The organism is Streptomyces thermoalcalitolerans, from assembly GCF_039525155.1.
GTDB classification, from domain to species: Bacteria; Actinomycetota; Actinomycetes; order Streptomycetales; family Streptomycetaceae; genus Streptomyces; species Streptomyces thermovulgaris.
In genome coordinates, this window is the sequence record NZ_BAAAHG010000012.1 from 73,198 (window position 1) to 94,092 (window position 20,895).

Here is a 20,895-nt window from a genome sequence, read left to right on the forward strand (position 1 = left end):
CGGAAGAAAGACAGGCGGAAGACGGACGGAGAGCGAAGGGGAGCGAGGAAGGCAGAAGGAAGGCAGCAGGAAACGGCGGAGGAAGCAAGAAAACGGTGCCGGCCGAAGAAGTCGGCCGACACCGTTTCCGTGTGGTGTCCGAGGGGGGACTTGAACCCCCACGCCCTATACGGGCACTAGCACCTCAAGCTAGCGCGTCTGCCATTCCGCCACCCGGACGAGGCGTGTGTCGCGCGGGGGACTCCCGCGGCGACGAAGGAAACCTTACCAGGCTTTCGGGCGGGCTCGATCACCCGGCTCGCGTGCCGGACGGTCTGCGGGCCGGGGGTGACGGGGCGGGGCACTTGGGACGGGGCGAGGAGAGGGGGAGGATGAGGGGGCCACCGGCATACGCGGTGGACCACCGGCGCACAGTGGGAGGAAGCAGCGTGAGCGAGACGGACACGACCAGGAGCGTCACCGCAGAGGACGAGGTCGTGGACCTCTGCCGCGAGTTGATCCGGATCGACACCAGCAACTACGGCGACCACTCGGGGCCGGGCGAGCGCAAGGCCGCCGAGTACGTCGCCGAGAAGCTCGCCGAGGTGGGGTTGGAGCCGAAGATCTTCGAGTCGCACCCGGGCCGCGCCTCCACCGTGGCCCGTATCGAGGGCGAGGACCCCTCCCGGCCCGCGCTGCTGATCCACGGCCACACCGACGTCGTACCGGCCAACGCCGACGACTGGACCCACCACCCCTTCTCCGGAGAGGTCGCGGACGGATGCGTGTGGGGCCGCGGCGCGGTCGACATGAAGGACATGGACGCGATGACGCTGGCGGTCGTACGGGACCGGCTGCGCAGCGGCCGCAAGCCCCCGCGGGACATCGTGCTGGCGTTCCTCGCGGACGAGGAGGCCGGCGGGACGTACGGGGCGCGCTACCTGGTCGACCACCACCCCGACCTGTTCGAGGGGGTCACCGAGGCGATCAGCGAGGTGGGCGGCTTCTCCTTCACGGTCAGCGAACAGCGGCGGCTGTACCTGATCCAGACGGCCGAGAAGGGCATGCACTGGATGAAGCTGACCGTGGCCGGCACTGCGGGGCACGGTTCCATGATCCACCGGGACAACGCGATCACCGAGCTGTCGGAGGCCGTGGCCCGCCTCGGGCGGCACAAGTTCCCGGTGCGGGTGACCAAGACCACTCGGGCCTTCCTCGACGAACTCGGCGACGCGCTCGGCGTCGAGCTCGACCCGGAGGACATGGACGGCACGATCGCCAGGCTCGGCGGCATCGCCAAGCTCATCGGCGCGACCCTGAGCAACACCGCCAACCCCACACAGCTGAACGCCGGTTACAAGGTCAACGTCATCCCGGGCGAGGCCACCGCGCATGTCGACGGGCGGTTCCTGCCCGGCTACGAGGAGGAGTTCCTCGCCGATCTGGACCGGATCCTCGGGCCCAAGGTCAAGCGCGAGGACGTGCACGCCGACAAGGCCGTCGAGACCACCTTCGACGGGGCCCTGGTGGAGGCGATGCAGTCCGCGCTGGTGGCGGAGGACCCGGCTGCCAAGGCCATCCCGTACATGCTCTCCGGCGGCACCGACGCCAAGTCCTTCGACGATCTGGGCATCCGCTGCTTCGGCTTCGTGCCGCTGCGGCTGCCGCCGGAGCTGGATTTCGCAGGCATGTTCCACGGGGTGGACGAGCGGGTGCCGGTGGACGGTCTGAAGTTCGGTGTACGTGTGCTTGATCGGTTCATCGACGCATCCTGAGGGCGTTTTCGGATGTTCTCCGGTGCGGACGGCCCCCGAAGAGCCCCGAATAATCGGCCGCGTGTACGGAGATGACCAAGGAAGGGTGAATGCGACGATAAGCTCGTAGCTCCATTACTCCCTCCTCGTTACAAGTGATGCGATCACCAAGAGAGATCGCGTTAGCAACGAGGAGGAATTAATGATCAAGAAGGTCGTCGCTGCCGCGGTTGCCACCGGTGGACTGGTTCTCGCGGGTGCCGGCGTGGCCGCTGCCGACTCCGGCGCTCAGGGTGCCGCCGCGCACTCCCCGGGTGTGCTCTCCGGCAACGTCGTGCAGGTTCCGGTCCACGTGCCGGTGAACGCCTGCGGCAACACGATCTCGGTGATCGGGCTGCTGAACCCCGCCTTCGGCAACGCCTGCATGAACAAGTGACGTTGTGCCTCACCCCGTGAGGGTCTGAGACCCGTCGGCCCCGGAGCGCACGCCATGCGCTCCGGGCCCGGCCGGTTTCCTGTGGTCGCAACGGCGATTTCCGGCCGGGGCGAATACGTGTTCCGGAAGGCTTTTCGATATTCGAAGGACTTTCGACGTTCGAAGAGCCGAGACCGAGAAGTTCCGAAAGTCAGAAGAGCCAGAAGAGGCCGAAGAGGCCGAAAGCAGGGATTCAGCGATATGCGACAGGTCACCCGCAAGGGCCTGATGACTGTGGCCGCAGCCACCGGCGTGATCGCCGCCGCAAGTGGCTACGCCCACGCCGACGCGGGCGCGTCCGGCGCCACGTCCGGCTCGCCGGGGGTGCTGTCCGGCAACACGGTGCAGGCGCCGGTCCATGTGCCGGTGAACGTCTGCGGCAACACGGTCAGTGTTGCCGGGTTGCTCAACCCGGCGGTGGGCAACGGCTGCGGCAATCAGGGTGGTGCCAGCCACGGGTCCGGGGGCGCCGGCTCGCACACCGGCTCGCACGCCGTTGGGCACGCCGGTGGTTCGCCGGGGGTGTTGTCGGGCAACACGGTGCAGGCGCCGGTCCACGTGCCGGTCAATGTCTGCGGCAACACGGTCAGTGTTGCCGGGTTGCTCAACCCGGCGGTGGGCAACGGCTGCGGCAATCAGGGTGGTGCCAGCCACGGGTCCGGGGGCGCCGGCTCGCACACCGGCTCGCACGCCGTTGGGCACGCCGGTGGTTCGCCGGGTGTGCTGTCCGGTAACACGGTGCAGGCGCCGGTCCACGTGCCGGTCAATGTCTGCGGCAACAGTGTCGATGTGATCGGCGCGGGCAATCCGGCGACGGGCAACCGCTGTGCCAATGGCGGCGGAGATGGCCAGGACACGCCTCCGGGCACGCCCGGCACCCCTGGGACGCCGGGTCAGCCGGGCGAGCCGGGGAACCCTGGCACTCCGGGTCAGCCGGGCGAGCCGGGGAACCCCGGTACTCCGGGTCAGCCGGGCGAGCCGGGGAACCCCGGTACTCCGGGTCAGCCGGGCGAGCCGGGGAACCCCGGTACTCCGGGTCAGCCGGGCGAGCCGGGAGACCCCGGCACCCCGGGCCAGCCGGGCCGGCCGGGCACTCCCGCCCACCCCGGTACGCCGACCACGCCTCCCGCTCCGGGCGGTGGCACCCCCGGGGATTCCGTGCAGGTGAACCAGCCGGGCACGCAGTCCACCGCGTCCGGCGGTCGGGCGCAGCTCGCCGACACCGGCAGCGACCTGCCCCTGGGAGCCGTTCTGCCGGCGGGCGCCGGAGCGCTGCTCGCGGGCGCCGTACTGTACCGCAAGGCCCGGTCCACCGCTCGGTGACCACCCGCCTGCGGTGCGCATGACGGAGCGGGCCCCGCGGACGCGGGGCCCGCTGCGGCCCGGCCGTCTCAGCTCACCACGTGGCACGCACCTGGCGGATGATCCGCCGGCGCAACCGCACCTTGCGGCTGCCGTCGCGCATCAGGCTCAGACGGTACAACTCCCAATGTCCGTACTCGGCGTGGTCCGTCAGTAGTTGTGTCGTCTCCTTGCGGGAGACTCCCCGTGGTACGTAGACGTCGACAAATTCGTATTCCGGCATCGCAACCATTGTGCGGTCTTGGGCCCGGTACGGATAGCGTCTGCACTATGTCTGATGCTGCGCAGCCCACCGCTGCCGAGGTACGCGCCGCCGCCGAGGCGCTCAAGGCCGCGCTCGACCGCCACCTGGCCGCGGTCGAACGCAGGTCGGGGGAGGACGACCCGGCCGTCTACGAGGCGTTCAATCAGCTGGCCGCGGCCGCAGAGGCGTACGACGAACTGCTCTACGACCGCTACGACGAGGTCACACCCTTCGAGATCCCCGGTGACGACTCGCTGCCGCCGTACACGGGACCGGAGGAACCGCATGCGATCAGCGTGCTGATCCGCCGCGACTACTCCGTGGTCGAGCCGCGTCGGCTGCTGGCCCAGGCCCGGCGGGTGGAGGCTGCGGACAGCGAGGCCGGCACGGGCGACGACGGGAACGCCTCCAGGACGGTTCCCGGGGCGCTCGGCATCCTGTTCAGTGAGTTCGAACCGGACGAGATCGCCTCCCGGCACAGCGAGTTCGGCCTGGAGGAGGGCGACTCCACCCTGTGGGTCACGGCCGCGGACGAGCCCGCCGACCCGGGCGACTGGCTGGAGGCGCCCTTCGACCACGTCGATCCGGAGCGGGTCGTCTGCCGCTTCGACGTCAGCGCGGTCTTCGACGACGAGGACGACGACGAGGACGACGACGATGATGTCGTCGGTGTCGACGGGACCGACATCGACGACGACGATCTCGACATCGGACCCGACGACGAGGACCTGGAGCCGCTGGACGCGCTCGACCGCTGAGCGGCGGCGGACGACGGGAGGGCTGCGACGACGGCGACGGATCTCAGCCCGCCGTCCGTTCCTCCGCCGCCTGCGTCTGCGCGCGGAGCAGGTCGGGCAGACGGGTCGTACGGGGCTTCGCCGGCACCTCGGCCACGGCCCGCGGGAGCGCCTGCTCCGCCCCGTGCACCACGGACAGATGACGGCTCGCCCGGCTGAACGCCGTGTATACCCACGGCCGGCTGAGCGCCCGCGTCGCGTCACCGGGCAGCACCACGACCACCGCGGGCCACCGGCAGCCCACCGCCTGGTGCGCGGTCAGCGCCCACCCGTGCCGCACCCGTGTCTCCACCCACTCCCTCGGCACGACCACGGGGGTGCCCGAGCAGGACAGGTGCAGCCCCTCGGCGTCGCCCTTCACCACATGACCGGGCAGCGTACGGCCCGGGGCGGGGGAGTAGACGATCCGGTCGCCCGGGTCGAAGCCGCCGAAGCGGCCGGGCCCCGGGTGGAGCCGTGCCTTCAGGGCCGCGTTCAGCGCGCGGGTGCCGGCCGCGCCCCCATGACCCGGAGTGATCACCGTCGTCCGCTCGGCCGGGACGCCGATGGCCCGCGGCACCGAGTCCACGACGAGCTGCACGGTCCGGTGCACGGCCTCGCCCGCGTCCCGCACCGGGACGATCACGACCTCCCGGTCGGGCGCCGCCACCTCGTTCAGCTCGCCGATGCCGATGCCGGAGACCAGCTCGCCCAGCGGGCCGGGGTCGGGCACCCGTGAGGCGATCCGGGGGCAGACCCGCGCCGCCAGCAGATCCGCGAAGACCCGTCCGGGCCCCACGGACCACAGCACCCCCGGATCGCCGGCCAGCACCAGCCGGGCGCCGTCCGGCAGCGACTCCACGAGCAGGGCCGCGGTCTCCACGTCCAGCTGGGGGGCGTCGAGCACGACGAGGAGGTCCAGGGCGAGCGAGCCGTCGTCGTCCCGGCCGGGGCCCTCGGCGCCGGACAGCAGTCCGGCCACCGTGGCGACGGGAGGCGCGGACGTCCCGTCGGCCTCCTGGGACTGCCGCAGCAGCTCCGCGAAGCCGTCCCGGCCGAGCGGGCTGTGGGTGGCGGCCCATGCGCGCAGCCCGAGCCGCCGCGCCTCGTCCAGCAGCCGGGCGGGCTCCGTGCGGGAGGCCTCGCCTCCGGTGTGCAGGACGAGGCTGTGGCCCGCGACCGCGCGGAGCAGCTCGGCGGCGGAACCCTGGGCGGAGGCGGCGGCCCGCTCCCAGTCCTCGGACGAACCGCCTTCCTTCGGTGCGGAGTTGAGCAGCCGGGCCAGTCCGTCGGCGAGACTCTCCTCGGCGAGTGCGTACCGCTCCAGGCCCACGAGGACGCGCACCGGGCGCTCGCCCTCCTCACCCGCGGCCGGGGCGTCCTGGAAGGCCAGGGCCTCGCCCTCCGCGAGGGTGCTCTGCAGGGCCGCGTCGGGGTCGGGCACCGCCCGCTGGGCCAGGGCGGCGGTCAGCGCCGGGGCGTCCAGCGCCGTGTGCCCGGCGAGGGCCGCCTGCTCCAGCAGCCACACGGTGAAGGCCCGGCCGCGCCGTTCGTCGCCTGGGCCGCACTCCGCGCCGAGCAGGGCACGCGCGAACCCGTCGGCCTGCTCCGGCCGTACGCCCTGCACACGCAGCAGCTGCCAGGGGTCGGCGCGCAGCCGCTCCTCCGCGCCCTCCCCGAGGGCCGCGGCCACCCGAGGCGCGAGCGTCTCCGGGGCGCCCCCCTCGCTCAGCACGCGGCGCACCCTTTGGACGACCTCGGGCGCGGGGACCGCGGGCATGGGGGCCATGGGCGCGGGGGCCGCTTCGACGGAGACGGACCCGGGCCGCCGTGCCGACTCGGAGGCGGTCTGCCGGGGCGCGGTCCGCGGCTCGGCGAAGAGGTCGGCCGGAGGGGTCTTCCCGCTCTCCACGGCCCGCACCGCCGCCAGCAGAGCGGCCGCCTTGCCGCTCAGCTTCCTGCCGCTGTCGATCGGCCCCTTCTTCGCCGCCTTGCGCCGCTCGATCCGCTCCCGCTCGATCCGCTGGGCCGCGAGCTCCGCCTCGGCCTCGGACAGCCCGGCCGCGCCGGCACCGTCCGCCGGGTCCGCGCCGGCCGGAGCGTCCGCATCCGCTCCCGCGTCCGTATCGGCCCCCGTGTCCGCACCCGTCTCCGCATCCGAGCCGACCCCCGTGTCCGAGTCGGCTGCCGGAGCCGCACCGTCGTGCTCCGCGGCGTCGTCCCGCTCGTCGCTCTCCGTCGTCGCGGTGCCGGTGTCCCAGGGGCCGGCTCCCGGGCCGGGCTCCGGGGTGTCAGGTCCGGAGTGTGGGGTGCTCTCCGGCTCGCTCACAGCGTGCTCCAGTCGTGATCGGGATAGCGGTGCACGGGCGCCGACACGTCGTCGAGCGCCCGGCAGATCTCGTCAGGAAGACTAAGTGCCTCCGCTGACAATGCCGCCGTGAGCTGCTGTGCGGTGCGGGCGCCGACGATCGGCGCGGTCACGCCGGGGCGGTCGCGGACCCAGGCGAGGGCGATCTGGAGCGGGGTCACCGCCAGCCCGTCCGCCGCCGTGGACACCGCGTCCACGATGCGGCGTGCGGTGTCGTCGAGGTACGGCTCGACGAAGGGCGCCAGGTGCTCCGAGGCGCCCCGCGAGTCCGGCGGCGTTCCGTTGCGGTACTTGCCGGTCAGCACACCGCGGCCCAGCGGCGAGGAGGGCAGCAGGCCGATGCCCAGGTCGAGGGCGGCCGGCAGCACCTCGCGCTCGATGCCCCGCTGCAGCAGCGAATACTCCATCTGCGCGCTCGCCAGCCGCGTCCGGGTGTCCGGCGCCGCGAGCTGCCAGGTCGCCGCCTTGGCCAGCTGCCAGCCGCAGAAGTTCGAGACCCCGGCGTAGCGCACCCGGCCGCTGCGCACGGCCAGGTCGAGCACCTGAAGGGTCTCCTCCAGCGGTGTGTGGGGGTCGTAGGCGTGGATGTGCCACACGTCGATGTAGTCCGTGCCGAGACGGGCGAGCGAGGCGTCCAGCGCCGCCAGCAGATGGCCGCGGGAGCAGTCGAAGCGGCGGTCCGGGTCCGGGACACTGCCCGCCTTGGTCGAGATGACCAGGTCACGGCGGGGCACCAGGCCATCCATGAGCCGCCCGAGCAGGTACTCGGCCTCCCCGTCGCCGTACACGTCGGCCGTGTCGACGAGGGTGCCGCCCGCCTCCCAGAACACCTTCAGCATGTCCGCGGCGTCGTGCTCGTCGGTGTCCCGGCCCCAGGTCAGGGTGCCGAGGCCGATGCGGGACACACGCAGGCCCGTACGGCCGAGATACCTCTGCTCCATGGACGCCGAGATTACTGGCCGGAGTTGAGACGTGGGTCACCCGTGGGGGACCCACAATCCCTCCGGCCCGCGCTAGTGTTCCCGGGACAAGAGACGTTACTGACCGGTAAGGGGAACGGCATGCAGCTCGGGATCAACCTCGGCTACTGGGGTGCCGGGATGGACACGGACAACCTGGCCGTCGCACGGGAGGCGGACCGGCTCGGCTATGCCGTGTGCTGGGCGGCCGAGGCCTACGGCTCCGACGCGGCCACCGTGCTCGCCTGGGTCGCCGCGCAGACCGAGCGCATCGACGTCGGTTCGGCCATCTTCCAGATCCCCGCCCGGCAGCCCGCGATGACGGCGATGACGGCCGCCACCCTGGACTCGCTGTCCGGCGGTCGCTTCCGGCTCGGTCTCGGCGTCTCCGGTCCGCAGGTCTCCGAGGGCTGGTACGGCGTCAAGTTCGACAAGCCGCTGGCCCGCACCCGTGAGTACGTCGAGATCGTCCGCAAGGCGATGTCCCGTGAGCGGCTGACGTACGAGGGCGAGCACTGGACGCTGCCGCTGCCCGGCGGCCCGGGCAAGCCGCTCAAGCTGACCGTGCACCCGCAGCGCGAGCGCATCCCGCTCTACATCGCCGCCATCGGCCCGAAGAACCTGGAGCAGACCGGCGAGATCGCCGACGGCGCCCTGCTCATCTTCCCCTCCGCCGGCCATCTGGAGGAGACGGCGATCAAGCACCTGCGCGCGGGCCGCGAGAAGGCCGGTCTGACCATGGAGGGCTTCGACGTCTGCCCGACCCTGCCGCTCGCCGTCGGCGACGACAGGGACGTGGCCCGGCTCGCCGACACCTTCCGTCCCTACACCGCGCTGTACGTCGGCGGCATGGGCAGCCGCAAGCAGAACTTCTACAACCGGCTGGCCTGCCGCATGGGCTACGAGAAGGCGGCGGCCGAGATCCAGGACAAGTACCTCTCGGGCGACAAGCAGGGCGCCGCGGCCGCCGTACCGCAGGAACTCATCGACCAGACCACGCTGCTCGGCTCCGTCGACCGGATCGCGGACCGCATGAAGGCGTACGCGGAGGCCGGTGTCACCACGCTGACCCTCGCCCCCGCGGGCCTCACCCTGGAGGAGCGGCTCGCCTCCCTCCGCGCCGGTGTCGAGGCCCTGGAGCGCGCGGGGCTGGCGTAGAGCAGCGGGTCACCGGGGCACGTCCGACGGGGCCACGCCGACCACGCCCGGCAAGCACAGAGGCTTTCCCTCGGCTTGGGCCGCTGATGGGCCTTCAGGGCGTCCTCGACCGCCGGCGGAGGCAGTGCGAGCTCCTCGGCGACCGGACCGGACTCCTGCTCGTCCGGCTCGTACGGCTCCACCCGGACGAACCCCCGGCGGCCCGCGCCTCGGCCGGCGCGCCGGAGAAGTCCCGGGGCCCGGGGTGCGGCGGCCGTCGCGGTGGACGGCGCAGTCGACGATCAGCGGGCCCCTCCGGGCGTGCCGCGGCCCCCGGGGCGGAGCGGGAGGACCGTACGCCCGATCGGCCGAGCCGCGTCCCGCACGGGGCGGGAACCGGGCGCGCACGACGCGCCGAGCGAGAACCGGGCCCGCACATCCGCCTCCAGTCCTCGGGGAAACCGGGCTGGTTCCGACCCTCCGCACCGTCCGGGAGAGGTCCTCCGCGCCGTCCGGGAGAGGTGTCGAAGAATGTGTTCTCCTTTTGTCCCGGGTTTCGTCCCGGGTTTCGTCCCGGGTTTCGTCCCGGGACACCGCCCGGACCGTCCGTACGCCTACGCTGGCCGCATGCCCACGCTGATCCTTGTCAGGCACGGACGTTCCACCGCGAACACCGCCGGACTGCTGGCCGGCCGGACTCCCGGGATCGCCCTGGACGAACGCGGTGCCGCACAGGCCGCGGCGCTGCCCGGGCGGCTCGACGGGCTGCCGATCGCCGAGGTCGTCACCAGCCCGCTGCAGCGCTGCCAGGAGACGATACGGCCGCTGCTGGAGGCCCGGCCGCAGCTGACGGCGCACATCGACGAGCGCATCGGGGAGTGCGACTACGGCGACTGGTCCGGCCGCAAGCTCGCCGAGCTCAAGGACGAGCCGATGATGGAGGTGGTGCAGGCGTACCCCTCGGCGGCGGCGTTCCCCGGCGGCGAGTCCCTGCGTGCGATGCAGGCACGTGCCGTCGAGGCGGTGTGCGAGTGGAACGCGCGCGTGGAGCGCGACCACGGAGCCGACGCGGTCTACCTGATGTGCTCGCACGGCGACATCATCAAGTCCCTCGTCGCGGACGCGCTCGGCCTGCACCTGGACCTCTTCCAGAGGATCTCGGTCGAACCGTGCTCCGTCACCGCGATCCGCTACACCCGGCTGCGGCCCTTTCTGGTCAGGCTCGGGGACACCGGGGACTTCGCGTCCCTGGTGCCGCGCGAGGAGTCCGCGGACGACGACGCACCCGTCGGAGGCGGTGCGGGCGCACCGTGATCGTCGGCCGCAGTAGGGTGAAGCGGTCGCCGACATGCCGGCCGGGTCGATGCGCCGATCCCGTCGGCTCTCCCGATTCCGCCATTCACACGATTCCCATGGAGACAGGACGTGTCCCGTCAGGTGTTCCTCTACGACCCCCCGGACCGCTTCGTGGCCGGGACGGTCGGACTGCCCGGGCGCCGTACGTTCTTCCTCCAGGCCTCCGCCGGCTCACGGGTGACCAGCGTGGTCCTGGAGAAGACCCAGGTCGCCGCGCTCGCCGAGCGCATGGAAGAACTGCTCGACGAGGTGGTGCGCCGCAGCGGCGGCAGTGCCGCCGTGCCCGCCGTGGCGCCCGCCGAGATCACCGACACCGACCCGCTGGAGACCCCCATCGAGGAGGAGTTCCGGGTCGGCACCATGGCACTTGCCTGGGACGGTGAGGACCAGCGCCTGATCGTCGAGGCGCAGGCGCTCGTCGAGATCGACGTGGAGTCGGAGGAGGATCTCGCCGAGGCCGAGGAGCGGCTGCTGCAGGACGAGGAGAACGGCCCCCCGGTGCTGCGGGTCCGGCTCACCGGCGCGCAGGCGAGGGCGTTCGCCAAGCGTGCCATGGACGTCGTCAACGCCGGACGGCCGCCGTGTCCGCTGTGCAGTCTCCCGCTCGACCCGGAGGGACATGTATGTCCGCGCCAGAACGGATACCGCCGCGGAGTGTGACGCCCGAAGCGGCGTCCACCGAGCTGCTCGCCCGGGGCGAGCTGACCGTGCGCGGCCGGATCCGCGAGGCGTCCAACGCGGCGCTGCTGTGCACGGTCGCGTACGACGGCCAGGAGGCGTCCTGCATCTACAAGCCGGTCGCGGGGGAGCGCCCGCTGTGGGACTTCCCCGACGGCACGCTCGCCGCGCGGGAAGTGGCCGCGTACGAGGTCTCCGAGGCGACCGGCTGGGGCCTGGTGCCGCCCACCGTGCTGCGCGACGGCCCGTACGGCGAGGGCATGGTGCAGCTGTGGGTCGAGGCGACCGCCGACGGCGGGCTGCTCGCGCTGCTGGACGCCGAGGAGCCGGGACCGGGCTGGAAGGCGATCGGGTTCGCCGAGGTCGGCCAGGGCCGTACCGCGCTGCTGGTGCACGCGGACGACGAACGGCTGCGCCGCCTGGCCGTCCTGGACGCCGTGATCAACAATGCCGACCGCAAGGGCGGCCATCTGCTGCCCACCCCCGACGGGAATCTGTACGGCATCGATCACGGCGTCACCTTCAACGTCGAGAACAAGCTGCGTACCTTGCTGTGGGGCTGGGCGGGTGAACCCCTCCCACCGGAGATCCTGGAGGTCCTCGGCCTTCTCGAGGAGGCCCTCGCCGACGACGCCCCCCTCGCCACCCGTCTGGCCTCCCTGATCACCCCGGCCGAACTCGATGCCACACGCGCGCGCGTGCGCACCCTTCTCACCACCGGCACCCACCCGGAGCCCACCGGGGACTGGCCGGCGATCCCCTGGCCGCCGATATAGGCCGGCAGCTGGCAGGGGCCGGCGGAGGCCGGTCGTCGGCGTGGTGCGGCCGTCGGGCGACGGACGGCCGCACCCGGCCGCACCGGGCGGCGGCAGGCGCGGGACCGCCGCCCTGTCGGAGGCGGGCGGCGGCACATCCGGCGGAATCGCGCAAGAGCGCTTTTCCGGTCAACCGGCCCGGTCCGGTTCGTGTACGGGACCGCGGTCCGGTTACGCTCATGACATGCATGCCTGGCCCGCTTCCGAGGTCCCCGCCCTGCCGGGCCGGGGCCGCGACCTGAGGATCCATGACACCGCGACCGGGGGCCTGGTCACCCTTCGGCCCGGTCCCGTCGCCCGTATCTACGTCTGCGGCATCACCCCGTACGACGCGACCCACATGGGGCACGCGGCGACCTACAACGCGTTCGACCTCGTGCAGCGTGTGTGGCTCGACACCAAGCGGCAGGTCCACTACGTCCAGAACGTGACCGACGTCGACGATCCCCTGCTGGAGCGGGCCCAGCGCGACAACGTCGACTGGGTGCGGCTGGCCGAGCGGGAGACGGCCCTGTTCCGTGAGGACATGACCGCTCTGCGCATGCTGCCGCCCCGGCACTACGTCGGCGCCGTGGAGGCGATACCCGGCATCGTCCCGCTGGTCGAACGGCTGCGGGACCTGGGCGCGGCGTACGAGCTCGAGGGGGACGTGTACTTCTCCGTCGAGTCCGACCCCCACTTCGGCGAGGTCTCCCACCTGGACGCGGAAACGATGCGTCTGCTGTCCGCCGAGCGTGGCGGCGACCCCGACCGCCCCGGCAAGAAGAACCCCCTCGACCCGGTCCTGTGGCTGGCCGCCCGGGACGGGGAGCCCAGCTGGGACGGCGGCTCCCTCGGCCGGGGCCGGCCCGGCTGGCACATCGAGTGCGTGGCGATCGCCCTGAAGCACCTCGGCATGGGCTTCGACATCCAGGGCGGCGGCTCCGACCTCGCCTTCCCGCACCACGAGATGGGCGCCTCGCACGCCCAGGTGCTCACCGGCGAGTTCCCGATGGCCAAGGCCTATGTGCACGCCGGCATGGTCGCCCTCGACGGCGAGAAGATGTCCAAGTCCAAGGGCAATCTGGTCTTTGTGTCGCAGCTGCGGCGCGACGGCGTGGACCCGGCCGCCATCCGGCTCGCCCTCCTCGCCCACCACTACCGCTCCGACTGGGAGTGGACCGATCAGGTCCTCCAGGACGCCGTGGCCCGTCTGGGCCGCTGGCGCTCGGCCGTCTCCCGGCCCGACGGCCCGTCCGCCGACGCGCTGCTCGAGGAGATCCGCGACGCCCTCGCCGACGATCTGAACGCCCCCGCGGCGCTCGCCGCGGTCGACCGCTGGGTGGCCCTCCAGCAGGAGCAGGGAGGCGACGACACCGGCGCTCCCGGCCTTGTCTCGCGCGCCGTGGACGCCCTGCTGGGCGTGGCTCTCTGAGCCGGACGCCGAAACCGGACGCCGAGCGCCGGACAGGGCATCGGACACCGGGGGCGGTGCGCGTCACGCGCACCGCCCCCGCACTGTTCACTCCTCCGACGAGTCCTCGCCGTCCGTGCCGTCGGCGTCCTTTGTGCCGCCCCCGGCATCCGTGCCGTCAGCGGTGCCGGCGGCCCCGGTCTCCGGCGTCGCCGGACCCGACGGCCGTGCACGGCCCCCGGGTCCCTCCCGCCGGTACGAGCCGCCCTCGGCGCCGTCCGCCTCGGCGGACCCGCCCGACGACGTACCGCTGCGGTCCCGGCGCCGCAGATACCGCTCGAACTCGCGGGCGATCGCCTCGCCCGACGCCTCGGGCAGCTCCGCGGTGTCCCGGGCCTCCTCCAGCGTCTGCACGTACTCCGCGACCTCGCTGTCCTCGGCGGCCAGCTGGTCCACCCCGACCTGCCAGGCCCGTGCGTCCTCCGGCAGCTCGCCCAGCGGAATGCGCAGGTCGAGCAGGTCCTCCAGCCGGTTGAGCAGGGCCAGCGTGGCCTTCGGGTTCGGCGGCTGCGCGACGTAGTGCGGCACCGCCGCCCACAGCGAGACCGCCGGGACCCCGGCGTGCGTGCAGGCCTCCTGCAGCACGCCCACGATGCCCGTCGGCCCCTCGTACTTGCTCTCCTCCAGGTCCATCCGGCGGGCCAGGTCCGGGTCCGACGTGGTCCCGCTGATCGGCACCGGACGTGTGTGCGGAGTGTCGCCGAGCAGCGCTCCCAGGAGGACCACCAGCTCCACACCGAGCTCGTGGGCGAAGCCGAGCAGCTCGTTGCAGAACGAGCGCCAGCGCATGGACGGTTCGATGCCGTGGACCAGCACCAGGTCACGCGGCTTCTCCCCGTCGGCCCGGACCACCGACAGTCTCGTCGTCGGCCAGGTGATCTTGCGTGTGCCGTTGTCGATGAACACCGTGGGGCGGTTCACCTGGAAGTCGTAGTAGTCCTCGGCGTCCAGCGCCGCGAACACCTCGCCCTTCCACTCCCTGTTCAGATGCGCGACCGCGGCGGAGGCGGCGTCGCCGGCATCGTTCCAGCCCTCGAACGCGGCCACCATGACCGGGTCGATCAGCTCGGGAACCCCCTCGAGCTCGATCACCCAGTGCCTCCTTCCGACGTGCCCTCGCCTGACCCACCAACCTTACGGCGTGCGGCGGGGACGCTCGCAGCCCCCTTGCACGGGGGAGTGAACGGATGACTGCCCCGTTCCCCATGATCGAACACCTCGGGAGCGGCACCGGAGCGGAGAGGAGCGCCATCGGCGCGGAGAGCGGAGCGCAGCCACCGCTCGGCGCTCGCGATGTGCACGGTCGCCCAGGACCGTGCCGCCTCCGCGTCCCGGTCGCGCAGCGCCCCGAGGATCGCGCGGTGCTCGTGCAGGGCGCGGCCGACCGCGCCCTCCTGGATCAGGGCGCGCCAGATCCGGGCCCGGGCGGCGGGCCCGGACAGCCCGTCGAGCAGGGAGCAGAGCACCGAGTTGCCCGAGCCCCGTGCGATGCCCCGGTGGAACTCCAGGTCGCAGGTGACCAGTTCCTCCACCGAGGGCGTGTCGCCGAGCGCGTCCAGCAGGGCTTCGAGCGCGTCCAGTTGCTGTTCGCCAAGGCGCGTGGCCGCCATCGCGGTCGCGGCCGGTTCCAGGATGCGGCGCACCGCCAGGAACTCCGGCGCCGTGTCGTCGCGGTGGACGTCGACGGCGAAACCCACTGCCTCCAGCAGCAGGTGCGGGTCCAGGCTGGTGACGTACGTGCCGTCTCCCTGCCGCACGTCCAGGATCCGGATCAGCGACAGCGCGCGCACCGCCTCCCGCAGGGAGTTGCGCGACAGGCCCAGTTCCGCGGCGAGTTCGCTCTCCTTGGGCAGCCGGTCGCCGGGGCGCAGCGCGCCGGAGACGATCATGCTCTTGATCTTCTCGATCGCCTCGTCGGTCACCGCCATGCCGGGCCTCCCGGTCGCTCAGACATCGGATGTCTGAGCACATTATGGAGGCGCGCGAGAAAGACAACGCGGGCGATGAAGGCGATGACGGCAATGGAGGCAACGGGGATATCGGAGACACAGGAGACACCGGAGACAGGGAGCAACGGAGGCAGGGCGGCGGCCGGTCCCCGTGCGGAGGGAGCCGGCCGCCGCCCTGCCGGCGGTCACCTCGCCTCGAGCAGCTCCTGCACCTTCGCCCGGATCTCGTCCGTGGCCAGACCGCGGATGGTCAGCGTCGTCCGCCGGCGCAGCACGTCCTCCGGGGTCTCGGCCCACTCGTGGTCGCGGGCCCAGACGACCTGCGCCCAGATCTCCGGGGCGTCCGGGTGGATCCGCTCGCCCAGCTCCGGGTTCTCGTTCGCCAGCCGGGCGATGTCGAAGGCCAGCGACCCGTAGTGGGTGGCCAGGTGCCGGGCGGTGTCGGCGGCCATGCGCGGACCGGGCGCCGGACGGTCCACCAGCAGCCGGTGGGCGACCGCGCGCGGGTGGGAGAGGCCCGGCAGCGGCATCCTCTTCGGCAGCGAGGAGACCGGCTCGAAGTCCTCGCCCAGCGGGGCGCCCGGCAGTGTCTGGAGCTTCTTCAGCACCGTACGGCCGATGTGCCGGAAGGTCGTCCACTTGCCGCCCGCCACCGACAGCATGCCGCCCCTGCCCTCGGTCACCACCGTCTCGCGCCTGGCCTTGGCGGTGTCGCCGGGCCCGCCCGGCAGCACCCGCAGACCGGCGAAGGCGTAGGTGATCAGGCCGCGGTCGAGCTGCTGGTCGCGCAGGGAGAACGCGGCCTCGTCGAGTATCTGGGTGATGTCCTTGTCGTTGACCGCGACCTCGGCCGGGTCCCCCTCGTACTCCTCGTCGGTCGTGCCGAGCAGCAGCATGTCCTCCCAGGGGAGGGCGAAGGTGATGCGGTACTTGTCGATCGGGGTGGCCAGCGCCGCCCGCCACGGCGAGGTGCGCTTGAGGACCAGGTGCGCGCCCTTGGACAGACGGATGGACGGCGCCGCGTTCGGGTCCTCCATCCTGCGCAGATGGTCCACCCACGGTCCGGTCGCGTTCAGCACCAGCCGGGCGTTCACCCCGAACTCGTCGCCGGACAGCCGGTCCTTCAGCTCCGCGCCGGTGACCCGGCCCCGGGTGAAGCGCAGCCCGGTCACCTCGGCGTGGTTGAGGACGACCGCGCCCGACTCGACGGCCGCGCGGACCGTCATCAGCGCCAGGCGCGCGTCGTTCATCTGGCCGTCGCCGTAGACGGCCACGGCCTTGAGGTTCTCGGTGCGCAGCTCGGGCACGTCCCGCACGGCCCTCGCCGGGCTGAGCAGACGGCCCACGCCGTCGCCGAAGGCGGACAGCGCGGAGTAGGCGAACACACCGGCCCCGAGCTTCGCCGCGCCGTGCGGCCCGCCCTTGTACACGGGGAGGTAGAAGGTGAGCGGGTTCGTCAGGTGGGGGGCCACCTGGCGGGAGACCGCACGGCGCTCGAAGTGGTTCTCCGCCACCAGCCTCACCGCACCGGTCTGCAGATAGCGCAGACCGCCGTGGAGCAGCTTGGAGGAGGCGGAGGAGGTGGCGCCGGCGAAGTCGCCGGCGTCGACCAGAGCCACCCTGAGACCGGACTGCGCGGCGTGCCAGGCGGTGGAGATGCCCAGGATGCCGCCGCCGATCACGAGGAGGTCGTACGTCGCCTTGGAGAGCTGCTCCCGGGTCTCGGCGCGGCTCGGATTCGGGCCGGAGGCCGGGCGCGTCCCCAGGGCAGGCACGGTCTGCAGGGTGGACCGACTGGTCATCGCGGTTTCTACTCCTCGTTCTCGAGCCAGCCCATGGTCCGTTCGACGGCCTTGAGCCAGTTCCTGTACTCGCGGTCGCGGGTCTCCGCGTCCATACGGGGGGTCCATTCGGCGGCCCGGCGCCAGTTGGCGCGCAGGTCGTCGGTGCTGTTCCAGAAGCCGACGGCGAGACCGGCGGCGTAGGCGGCGCCGAGGCAGGTGGTCTCGGCGACCAGCGGGCGCACCACGGGGGCGTCCAGGAAGTCCGCCAGGGTCTGCATCAGCAGGTTGTTGGAGGTCATGCCGCCGTCGACCTTGAGGGCGGTGAGCTCCACCCCGGAGTCCTTGGTCATGGCGTCGGCGATCTCCCGCGTCTGCCAGGCGGTGGCCTCCAGGACGGCGCGCGCGAGGTGCGCCTTGGTGACGTACCGGGTCAGGCCGGCGATCACACCGCGGGCGTCGGAGCGCCAGTACGGGGCGAACAGGCCGGAGAAGGCCGGCACGAAGTAGGCGCCGCCGTTGTCCTCGACCGAGAGCGCCAGCGTCTCGATCTCGGCGGCGGTGGAGATCAGGCCCATCTGGTCGCGCATCCACTGCACCAGTGAGCCGGTGACGGCGATCGAGCCCTCCAGGGCGTAGACCGGCTTGTCGTCGCCGATCCGGTAGCCGACGGTGGTCAGCAGTCCGCTGTAGGAGTTGATGATCCTGTCACCGGTGTTCATCACCATGAAGGTGCCGGTGCCGTACGTCGACTTGGCCTCGCCCTCGGAGAAACAGGTCTGGCCGAACAGGGCCGCCTGCTGGTCGCCGAGGGCGGAGGCGACCGGGATGCCGCCGAGCAGCTCGCCCAGCCTGCCGCCCTTGATCTCGCCGTAGACCTCGGCGGAGGAGCGGATCTCGGGCAGGATCTGCGGCGGCACGCCGATCGACTGGCAGATCCTCGGGTCCCACTCCATGGTGTGGAGGTTCATCAGGAGGGTGCGGGAGGCGTTGGTGACGTCGGTGACGTGTCTGCCGCCGTTCGGGCCGCCCGTCAGGTTCCAGACGACCCAGGTGTCCATGGTGCCGAAGAGCAGGTCGCCCGCCTCGGCGCGCTCGCGCAGGCCCTCGACGTTGTCGAGCAGCCAGCGGACCTTGGGGCCGGCGAAGTAGGAGGCGAGGGGAAGGCCGGTCTCGCGGCGGAAGCGGTCCTGGCCGACATTGCGGCCGAGTTCCTTGCACAGGGCGTCGGTGCGGGTGTCCTGCCAGACGATGGCGTTGTGGACGGGCTCACCGGTGTTCCTGTCCCACAGCACGGTGGTCTCGCGCTGGTTGGTGATGCCGATGGCCTTGATGTCGTCGCGGGTGATGCCGGCCTTCCGGATGGCTCCGGCGACGACCTCCTGGACGTTGGTCCAGATCTCGGTGGCGTCGTGTTCGACCCAGCCCGGCCTGGGGAAGATCTGCTCGTGCTCCTTCTGGTCGACGGAGACGATCCGGCCGTCCCGGTCGAAGACGATGCAGCGGGAGGAGGTGGTGCCCTGGTCGATGGCCGCGATGAACGGCCCCTGGCCGTGGGATGCGATGCCGGCGGGACGGGCGTCGGTCACTGTGTGCTCCTGGGGTCCGTGGTCGATGGGGCGGTGGTCGGGGCGAGTGCGGTGCGCCGGGCGGGCGGGAGGGGAGTCGCCGGGTGGGTGGGAGGGGAGGAAGGAACGGGGAGTGCCGGGCTCATCAGGCGAAGGCCACGTCGTAGAGGCCCGCGGCGACGGCGCCGCCGACGAGCGGGCCGACCACCGGCACCCAGGCGTAGCTCCAGTCGGAGCCGCCCTTGTTGGGCAGGGGGAGCAGGGCGTGGACGATACGGGGGCCGAGGTCGCGGGCGGGGTTGATCGCGTAGCCCGTGGGGCCGCCGAGGGACAGGCCGATGGAGACGACGACGAGCGCGGTGATCAGGCCCCCGAGGACGCCGAGGCCGTTGCCCTGGTCGTTCAGGCCCTGGGTGAGGACCGCGAGGATCAGCACGACCGTGCCGACGATCTCGGTGGCGAGGTTCTGCACCGCGTTGCGGATCTCGGGACCGGTGGAGAAGATGCCGAGGACCGGGCCGGCGCCCTTTTCCCGGGCCTCGACCGCCTGGGCGGCGGTGGCCTGGGCGCCCGGACCGCCGACGATCTCCCGGTCGGTGAGGTGGGCCCGGAACTGGCCGTAGTAGGCGACCCAGACCAGAGCCGCGCCGATCATGGCGCCGAGCAGCTGGCCGGCGACGTAGACGGGCACGTCCGCCCAGGCGCCGTTCTTGATGGCGAGGGCGAGCGTCACGGCCGGGTTGAGGTGGGCGCCGGAGACCGGGCCCGAGACGTACACCGCCGTCATCACGGCAAAGCCCCACCCGAAGGCGATGGCGAGCCAGCCGGCGTTGCGGGCCTTGGAGGCCTTCAGGGTCACGGCGGCGCAGACCCCGCCGCCGAGCAGGATGAGTACGGCGGTACCGATGGTCTCGCCGATGAAGATGTCGGAGCTGGACACCCGAGACTCCTTCACGTCCTTCGTCCGGGGGAGTCGGCCCCGGATTCCATGGGCTCTGGCGCCCCTGGGGGGATGAGAGCGATAACCGGCCCTGGCGTTGTCGCACTCTAGCGTGTATTGCCAAAAGATGTTCGACAATGCCGACCGATGGACGGGAGTCTCGCCCTGCCGTCAGGTGGGCGTCAAGGGTTCTGCTGTCGAAAATGTGATCGTTATGAGGCGTGGGCGACGGGGTCCGCCGCGGGCATGCGGAAGGCCGGTACGGCAGGGCGTACCGGCCTGTGCGATGTGATCCGGTGATGTGAGATCCGGTGATGGGGTCCGGCAGGGGGGCGGCCGGGGAGGGAGGGCGCTCAGAACCGCCGGGCGCCCAGGTCCCGCGAGACCGCGCGGGCGCAGTCCCGCACCGCCGCGATGAGCTCGGGCCGCAGTTCGCCCTGAGGGCACACCCGCTCCACGGCGCCGGTGATGCCGACCGCGCCGACCGGCATCCGCCGCCGGTCGTGGATGGGGGCGGCGATGGAGGCGACGCCCTCCCAGGTCTCCTCCACGTCGGAGGCGTAGCCCCGCGCGCGCGTGAGGTCGAGGATGCGCTCGAAGCCCTCCAGGTCGCACACGGTGCGGTCCGTGAACGCCTTGCGGTCGGCCTCGACCGCCTCGCTGTGCGCCACGGGGTCGTAGGCCGAGAGCACCTTGCCCAGGGCCGTGGAGTGCAGCGGCTGCATCGCGCCGATCTCCAGCACCTGCCGGCTGTCGTCGGGGCGGAAGACGTGGTGCACGATCAGCACGCCGTGGTGGTGCAGTACGCCCAGGTAGACGCTCTCTCCGCTGGAGCGGGCCAGGTCGTCCGTCCAGACCAGGGCACGCGCCCGCAGTTCGTGCACATCGAGATAGGTGGTGCCCAGACGCAGCAGCTCCGCGCCCAGCTGATAGCGCCCGGAGGCCTCGTCCTGCTCGACGAAGCCCTCCTGCTGCAGGGTGCGCAGTATCCCGTGGGCGGTGCCCTTGGCCAGACCCAGCGCGGAGGCGATGTCCGACAGGCCCAGCCGCCGCTCGCCGCCCGCCAGCAGTCGCAGCATCGCGGCCGCCCGCTCGAGCGACTGGATGTTCCGTGCCATCGCCGTCCTGCCTCCGTCCCTCCGACCGTCGGCGGACGACTCCCGCGCCGCCCGTTCGGCAATGCCGAACACTACCGGTCCATGCCGACTTGCTGCCAATGGGTGGCCGGTGCCTGTTGTACGGCCCGGCCCTCAGGATGACCCGCCGGTCATCCTCGTCCGCCTGGTGGACGCCCGGCTCGC

General features: G+C 72.2%; 17 protein-coding genes, 1 tRNA gene and 1 pseudogene. 9 read left to right on the forward strand and 10 right to left on the reverse strand.

The window, feature by feature from the left end:
• Positions 1-132 precede the first annotated feature (132 nt).
• Positions 133-219 (reverse strand) — tRNA-Leu (locus ABD224_RS10130).
• Positions 220-428: 209 nt separating this feature from the next.
• Between ABD224_RS10130 and ABD224_RS10135 the strand changes: the two genes are divergently transcribed.
• From ABD224_RS10135 to ABD224_RS10145, 3 genes are all read left to right on the forward strand, one after another.
• A complete protein-coding gene (locus tag ABD224_RS10135) occupies positions 429-1,754 on the forward strand; it encodes a M20/M25/M40 family metallo-hydrolase (RefSeq protein ID WP_344049074.1) in 1,326 nt (441 codons plus the stop codon).
• Between the two features lie 181 nt (positions 1,755-1,935).
• Positions 1,936-2,169, forward strand: coding sequence for a chaplin ChpH (gene chpH, locus ABD224_RS10140; protein WP_344049075.1), 234 nt, complete (start codon positions 1,936-1,938; stop codon positions 2,167-2,169).
• A 240-nt stretch (positions 2,170-2,409) separates the two neighbouring features.
• Positions 2,410-3,531, forward strand: a complete 1,122-nt coding sequence (locus ABD224_RS10145; RefSeq protein ID WP_344049076.1) for a chaplin family protein — start codon at positions 2,410-2,412, stop codon at positions 3,529-3,531.
• Between the two features lie 73 nt (positions 3,532-3,604).
• On the opposite strand, the gene ABD224_RS10150 is transcribed toward ABD224_RS10145, so the two are convergent.
• Positions 3,605-3,793, reverse strand: coding sequence for a DUF5703 family protein (locus tag ABD224_RS10150; RefSeq protein WP_344049077.1), 189 nt, complete (start codon positions 3,791-3,793; stop codon positions 3,605-3,607).
• 47 nt (positions 3,794-3,840) lie between these two features.
• On the opposite strand from ABD224_RS10150, the gene ABD224_RS10155 reads away from it, so the two are divergent.
• On the forward strand, positions 3,841-4,572 hold the full coding sequence (locus tag ABD224_RS10155) for a hypothetical protein (protein WP_344049078.1): 732 nt from the start codon (positions 3,841-3,843) through the stop codon (positions 4,570-4,572).
• A 43-nt stretch (positions 4,573-4,615) separates the two neighbouring features.
• On the opposite strand, the gene ABD224_RS10160 is transcribed toward ABD224_RS10155, so the two are convergent.
• Complete coding sequence (locus ABD224_RS10160; protein WP_344049079.1) at positions 4,616-6,919, reverse strand: helix-hairpin-helix domain-containing protein; 2,304 nt, start codon at positions 6,917-6,919, stop codon at positions 4,616-4,618.
• Positions 6,916-7,899 carry an aldo/keto reductase gene (locus tag ABD224_RS10165; RefSeq protein WP_344049080.1) on the reverse strand — a complete coding sequence of 328 codons (984 nt, stop codon included), beginning with the start codon at positions 7,897-7,899 and terminating at the stop codon, positions 6,916-6,918. Before ABD224_RS10165 ends, ABD224_RS10160 begins: the two co-directional genes overlap by 4 nt.
• 120 nt (positions 7,900-8,019) lie before the next feature.
• Here ABD224_RS10165 and ABD224_RS10170 point away from each other — a divergent pair, with 120 nt between their 5' ends.
• The 5 genes from ABD224_RS10170 (at position 8,020) to mshC (ending at position 13,317) form a co-directional block, all read left to right on the forward strand.
• On the forward strand, positions 8,020-9,075 hold the full coding sequence (locus tag ABD224_RS10170) for an LLM class F420-dependent oxidoreductase (RefSeq protein ID WP_344049081.1): 1,056 nt from the start codon (positions 8,020-8,022) through the stop codon (positions 9,073-9,075).
• Positions 9,076-9,681: 606 nt separating this feature from the next.
• The gene (locus ABD224_RS10175) at positions 9,682-10,368 is read left to right on the forward strand and encodes a histidine phosphatase family protein (protein WP_344049082.1); all 687 of its coding nucleotides are present in this window, start codon (positions 9,682-9,684) and stop codon (positions 10,366-10,368) included.
• A gap of 111 nt (positions 10,369-10,479) precedes the next feature.
• Positions 10,480-11,070: a DUF3090 domain-containing protein gene (locus ABD224_RS10180; RefSeq protein ID WP_344049083.1), complete on the forward strand. Its 591-nt coding sequence runs from the start codon at positions 10,480-10,482 to the stop codon at positions 11,068-11,070.
• Entirely contained in the window at positions 11,034-11,864 is an 831-nt protein-coding gene (locus tag ABD224_RS10185; protein ID WP_344049084.1) for an SCO1664 family protein, read from the forward strand. The genes ABD224_RS10180 and ABD224_RS10185 overlap by 37 nt, the downstream gene beginning before the upstream one ends.
• 223 nt (positions 11,865-12,087) lie before the next feature.
• Entirely contained in the window at positions 12,088-13,317 is a 1,230-nt protein-coding gene (gene mshC / locus ABD224_RS10190) for a cysteine--1-D-myo-inosityl 2-amino-2-deoxy-alpha-D-glucopyranoside ligase (protein WP_344049085.1), read from the forward strand.
• An 87-nt stretch (positions 13,318-13,404) separates the two neighbouring features.
• Here the strand turns inward: mshC and ABD224_RS10195 are convergent, their stop codons facing one another.
• From ABD224_RS10195 to ABD224_RS10220, 6 genes and pseudogenes are all read right to left on the reverse strand, one after another.
• A complete protein-coding gene (locus tag ABD224_RS10195; RefSeq protein ID WP_344049086.1) occupies positions 13,405-14,448 on the reverse strand; it encodes a PAC2 family protein in 1,044 nt (347 codons plus the stop codon).
• A 167-nt stretch (positions 14,449-14,615) separates the two neighbouring features.
• Positions 14,616-15,284 (reverse strand): annotated as a pseudogene (locus ABD224_RS10200) (FadR/GntR family transcriptional regulator); the annotation flags it as partial.
• Positions 15,285-15,490: 206 nt separating this feature from the next.
• A complete protein-coding gene (locus ABD224_RS10205; RefSeq protein ID WP_344049087.1) occupies positions 15,491-17,107 on the reverse strand; it encodes a glycerol-3-phosphate dehydrogenase/oxidase in 1,617 nt (538 codons plus the stop codon).
• Positions 17,108-17,115: 8 nt separating this feature from the next.
• Entirely contained in the window at positions 17,116-18,651 is a 1,536-nt protein-coding gene (gene glpK / locus ABD224_RS10210; RefSeq protein ID WP_344049129.1) for a glycerol kinase GlpK, read from the reverse strand.
• Positions 18,652-18,799: 148 nt separating this feature from the next.
• Positions 18,800-19,594 carry an MIP/aquaporin family protein gene (locus ABD224_RS10215; RefSeq protein ID WP_344049088.1) on the reverse strand — a complete coding sequence of 265 codons (795 nt, stop codon included), beginning with the start codon at positions 19,592-19,594 and terminating at the stop codon, positions 18,800-18,802.
• Positions 19,595-19,947: 353 nt separating this feature from the next.
• Entirely contained in the window at positions 19,948-20,712 is a 765-nt protein-coding gene (locus ABD224_RS10220; RefSeq protein WP_344049089.1) for an IclR family transcriptional regulator, read from the reverse strand.
• Between the last annotated feature and the right edge of the window lie 183 nt (positions 20,713-20,895).

Excerpts from the sequence above, each read along its gene's own strand:
- chpH (WP_344049075.1), top strand. The coding sequence starts at position 1,936 with ATGATCAAGAAGGTCGTCGCTGCCGCGGTTGCCACCGGTGGACTGGTT.
- ABD224_RS10145 (WP_344049076.1), top strand. The coding sequence starts at position 2,410 with ATGCGACAGGTCACCCGCAAGGGCCTGATGACTGTGGCCGCAGCCACC.
- ABD224_RS10150 (WP_344049077.1), bottom strand. The coding sequence starts at position 3,793 with ATGCCGGAATACGAATTTGTCGACGTCTACGTACCACGGGGAGTCTCC.
- ABD224_RS10155 (WP_344049078.1), top strand. The coding sequence starts at position 3,841 with ATGTCTGATGCTGCGCAGCCCACCGCTGCCGAGGTACGCGCCGCCGCC.
- ABD224_RS10165 (WP_344049080.1), bottom strand. The coding sequence starts at position 7,899 with ATGGAGCAGAGGTATCTCGGCCGTACGGGCCTGCGTGTGTCCCGCATC.
- ABD224_RS10170 (WP_344049081.1), top strand. The coding sequence starts at position 8,020 with ATGCAGCTCGGGATCAACCTCGGCTACTGGGGTGCCGGGATGGACACG.
- ABD224_RS10175 (WP_344049082.1), top strand. The coding sequence starts at position 9,682 with ATGCCCACGCTGATCCTTGTCAGGCACGGACGTTCCACCGCGAACACC.
- ABD224_RS10185 (WP_344049084.1), top strand. The coding sequence starts at position 11,034 with ATGTCCGCGCCAGAACGGATACCGCCGCGGAGTGTGACGCCCGAAGCG.
- mshC (WP_344049085.1), top strand. The coding sequence starts at position 12,088 with ATGCATGCCTGGCCCGCTTCCGAGGTCCCCGCCCTGCCGGGCCGGGGC.
- ABD224_RS10205 (WP_344049087.1), bottom strand. The coding sequence starts at position 17,107 with ATGACCAGTCGGTCCACCCTGCAGACCGTGCCTGCCCTGGGGACGCGC.
- ABD224_RS10220 (WP_344049089.1), bottom strand. The coding sequence starts at position 20,712 with ATGGCACGGAACATCCAGTCGCTCGAGCGGGCGGCCGCGATGCTGCGA.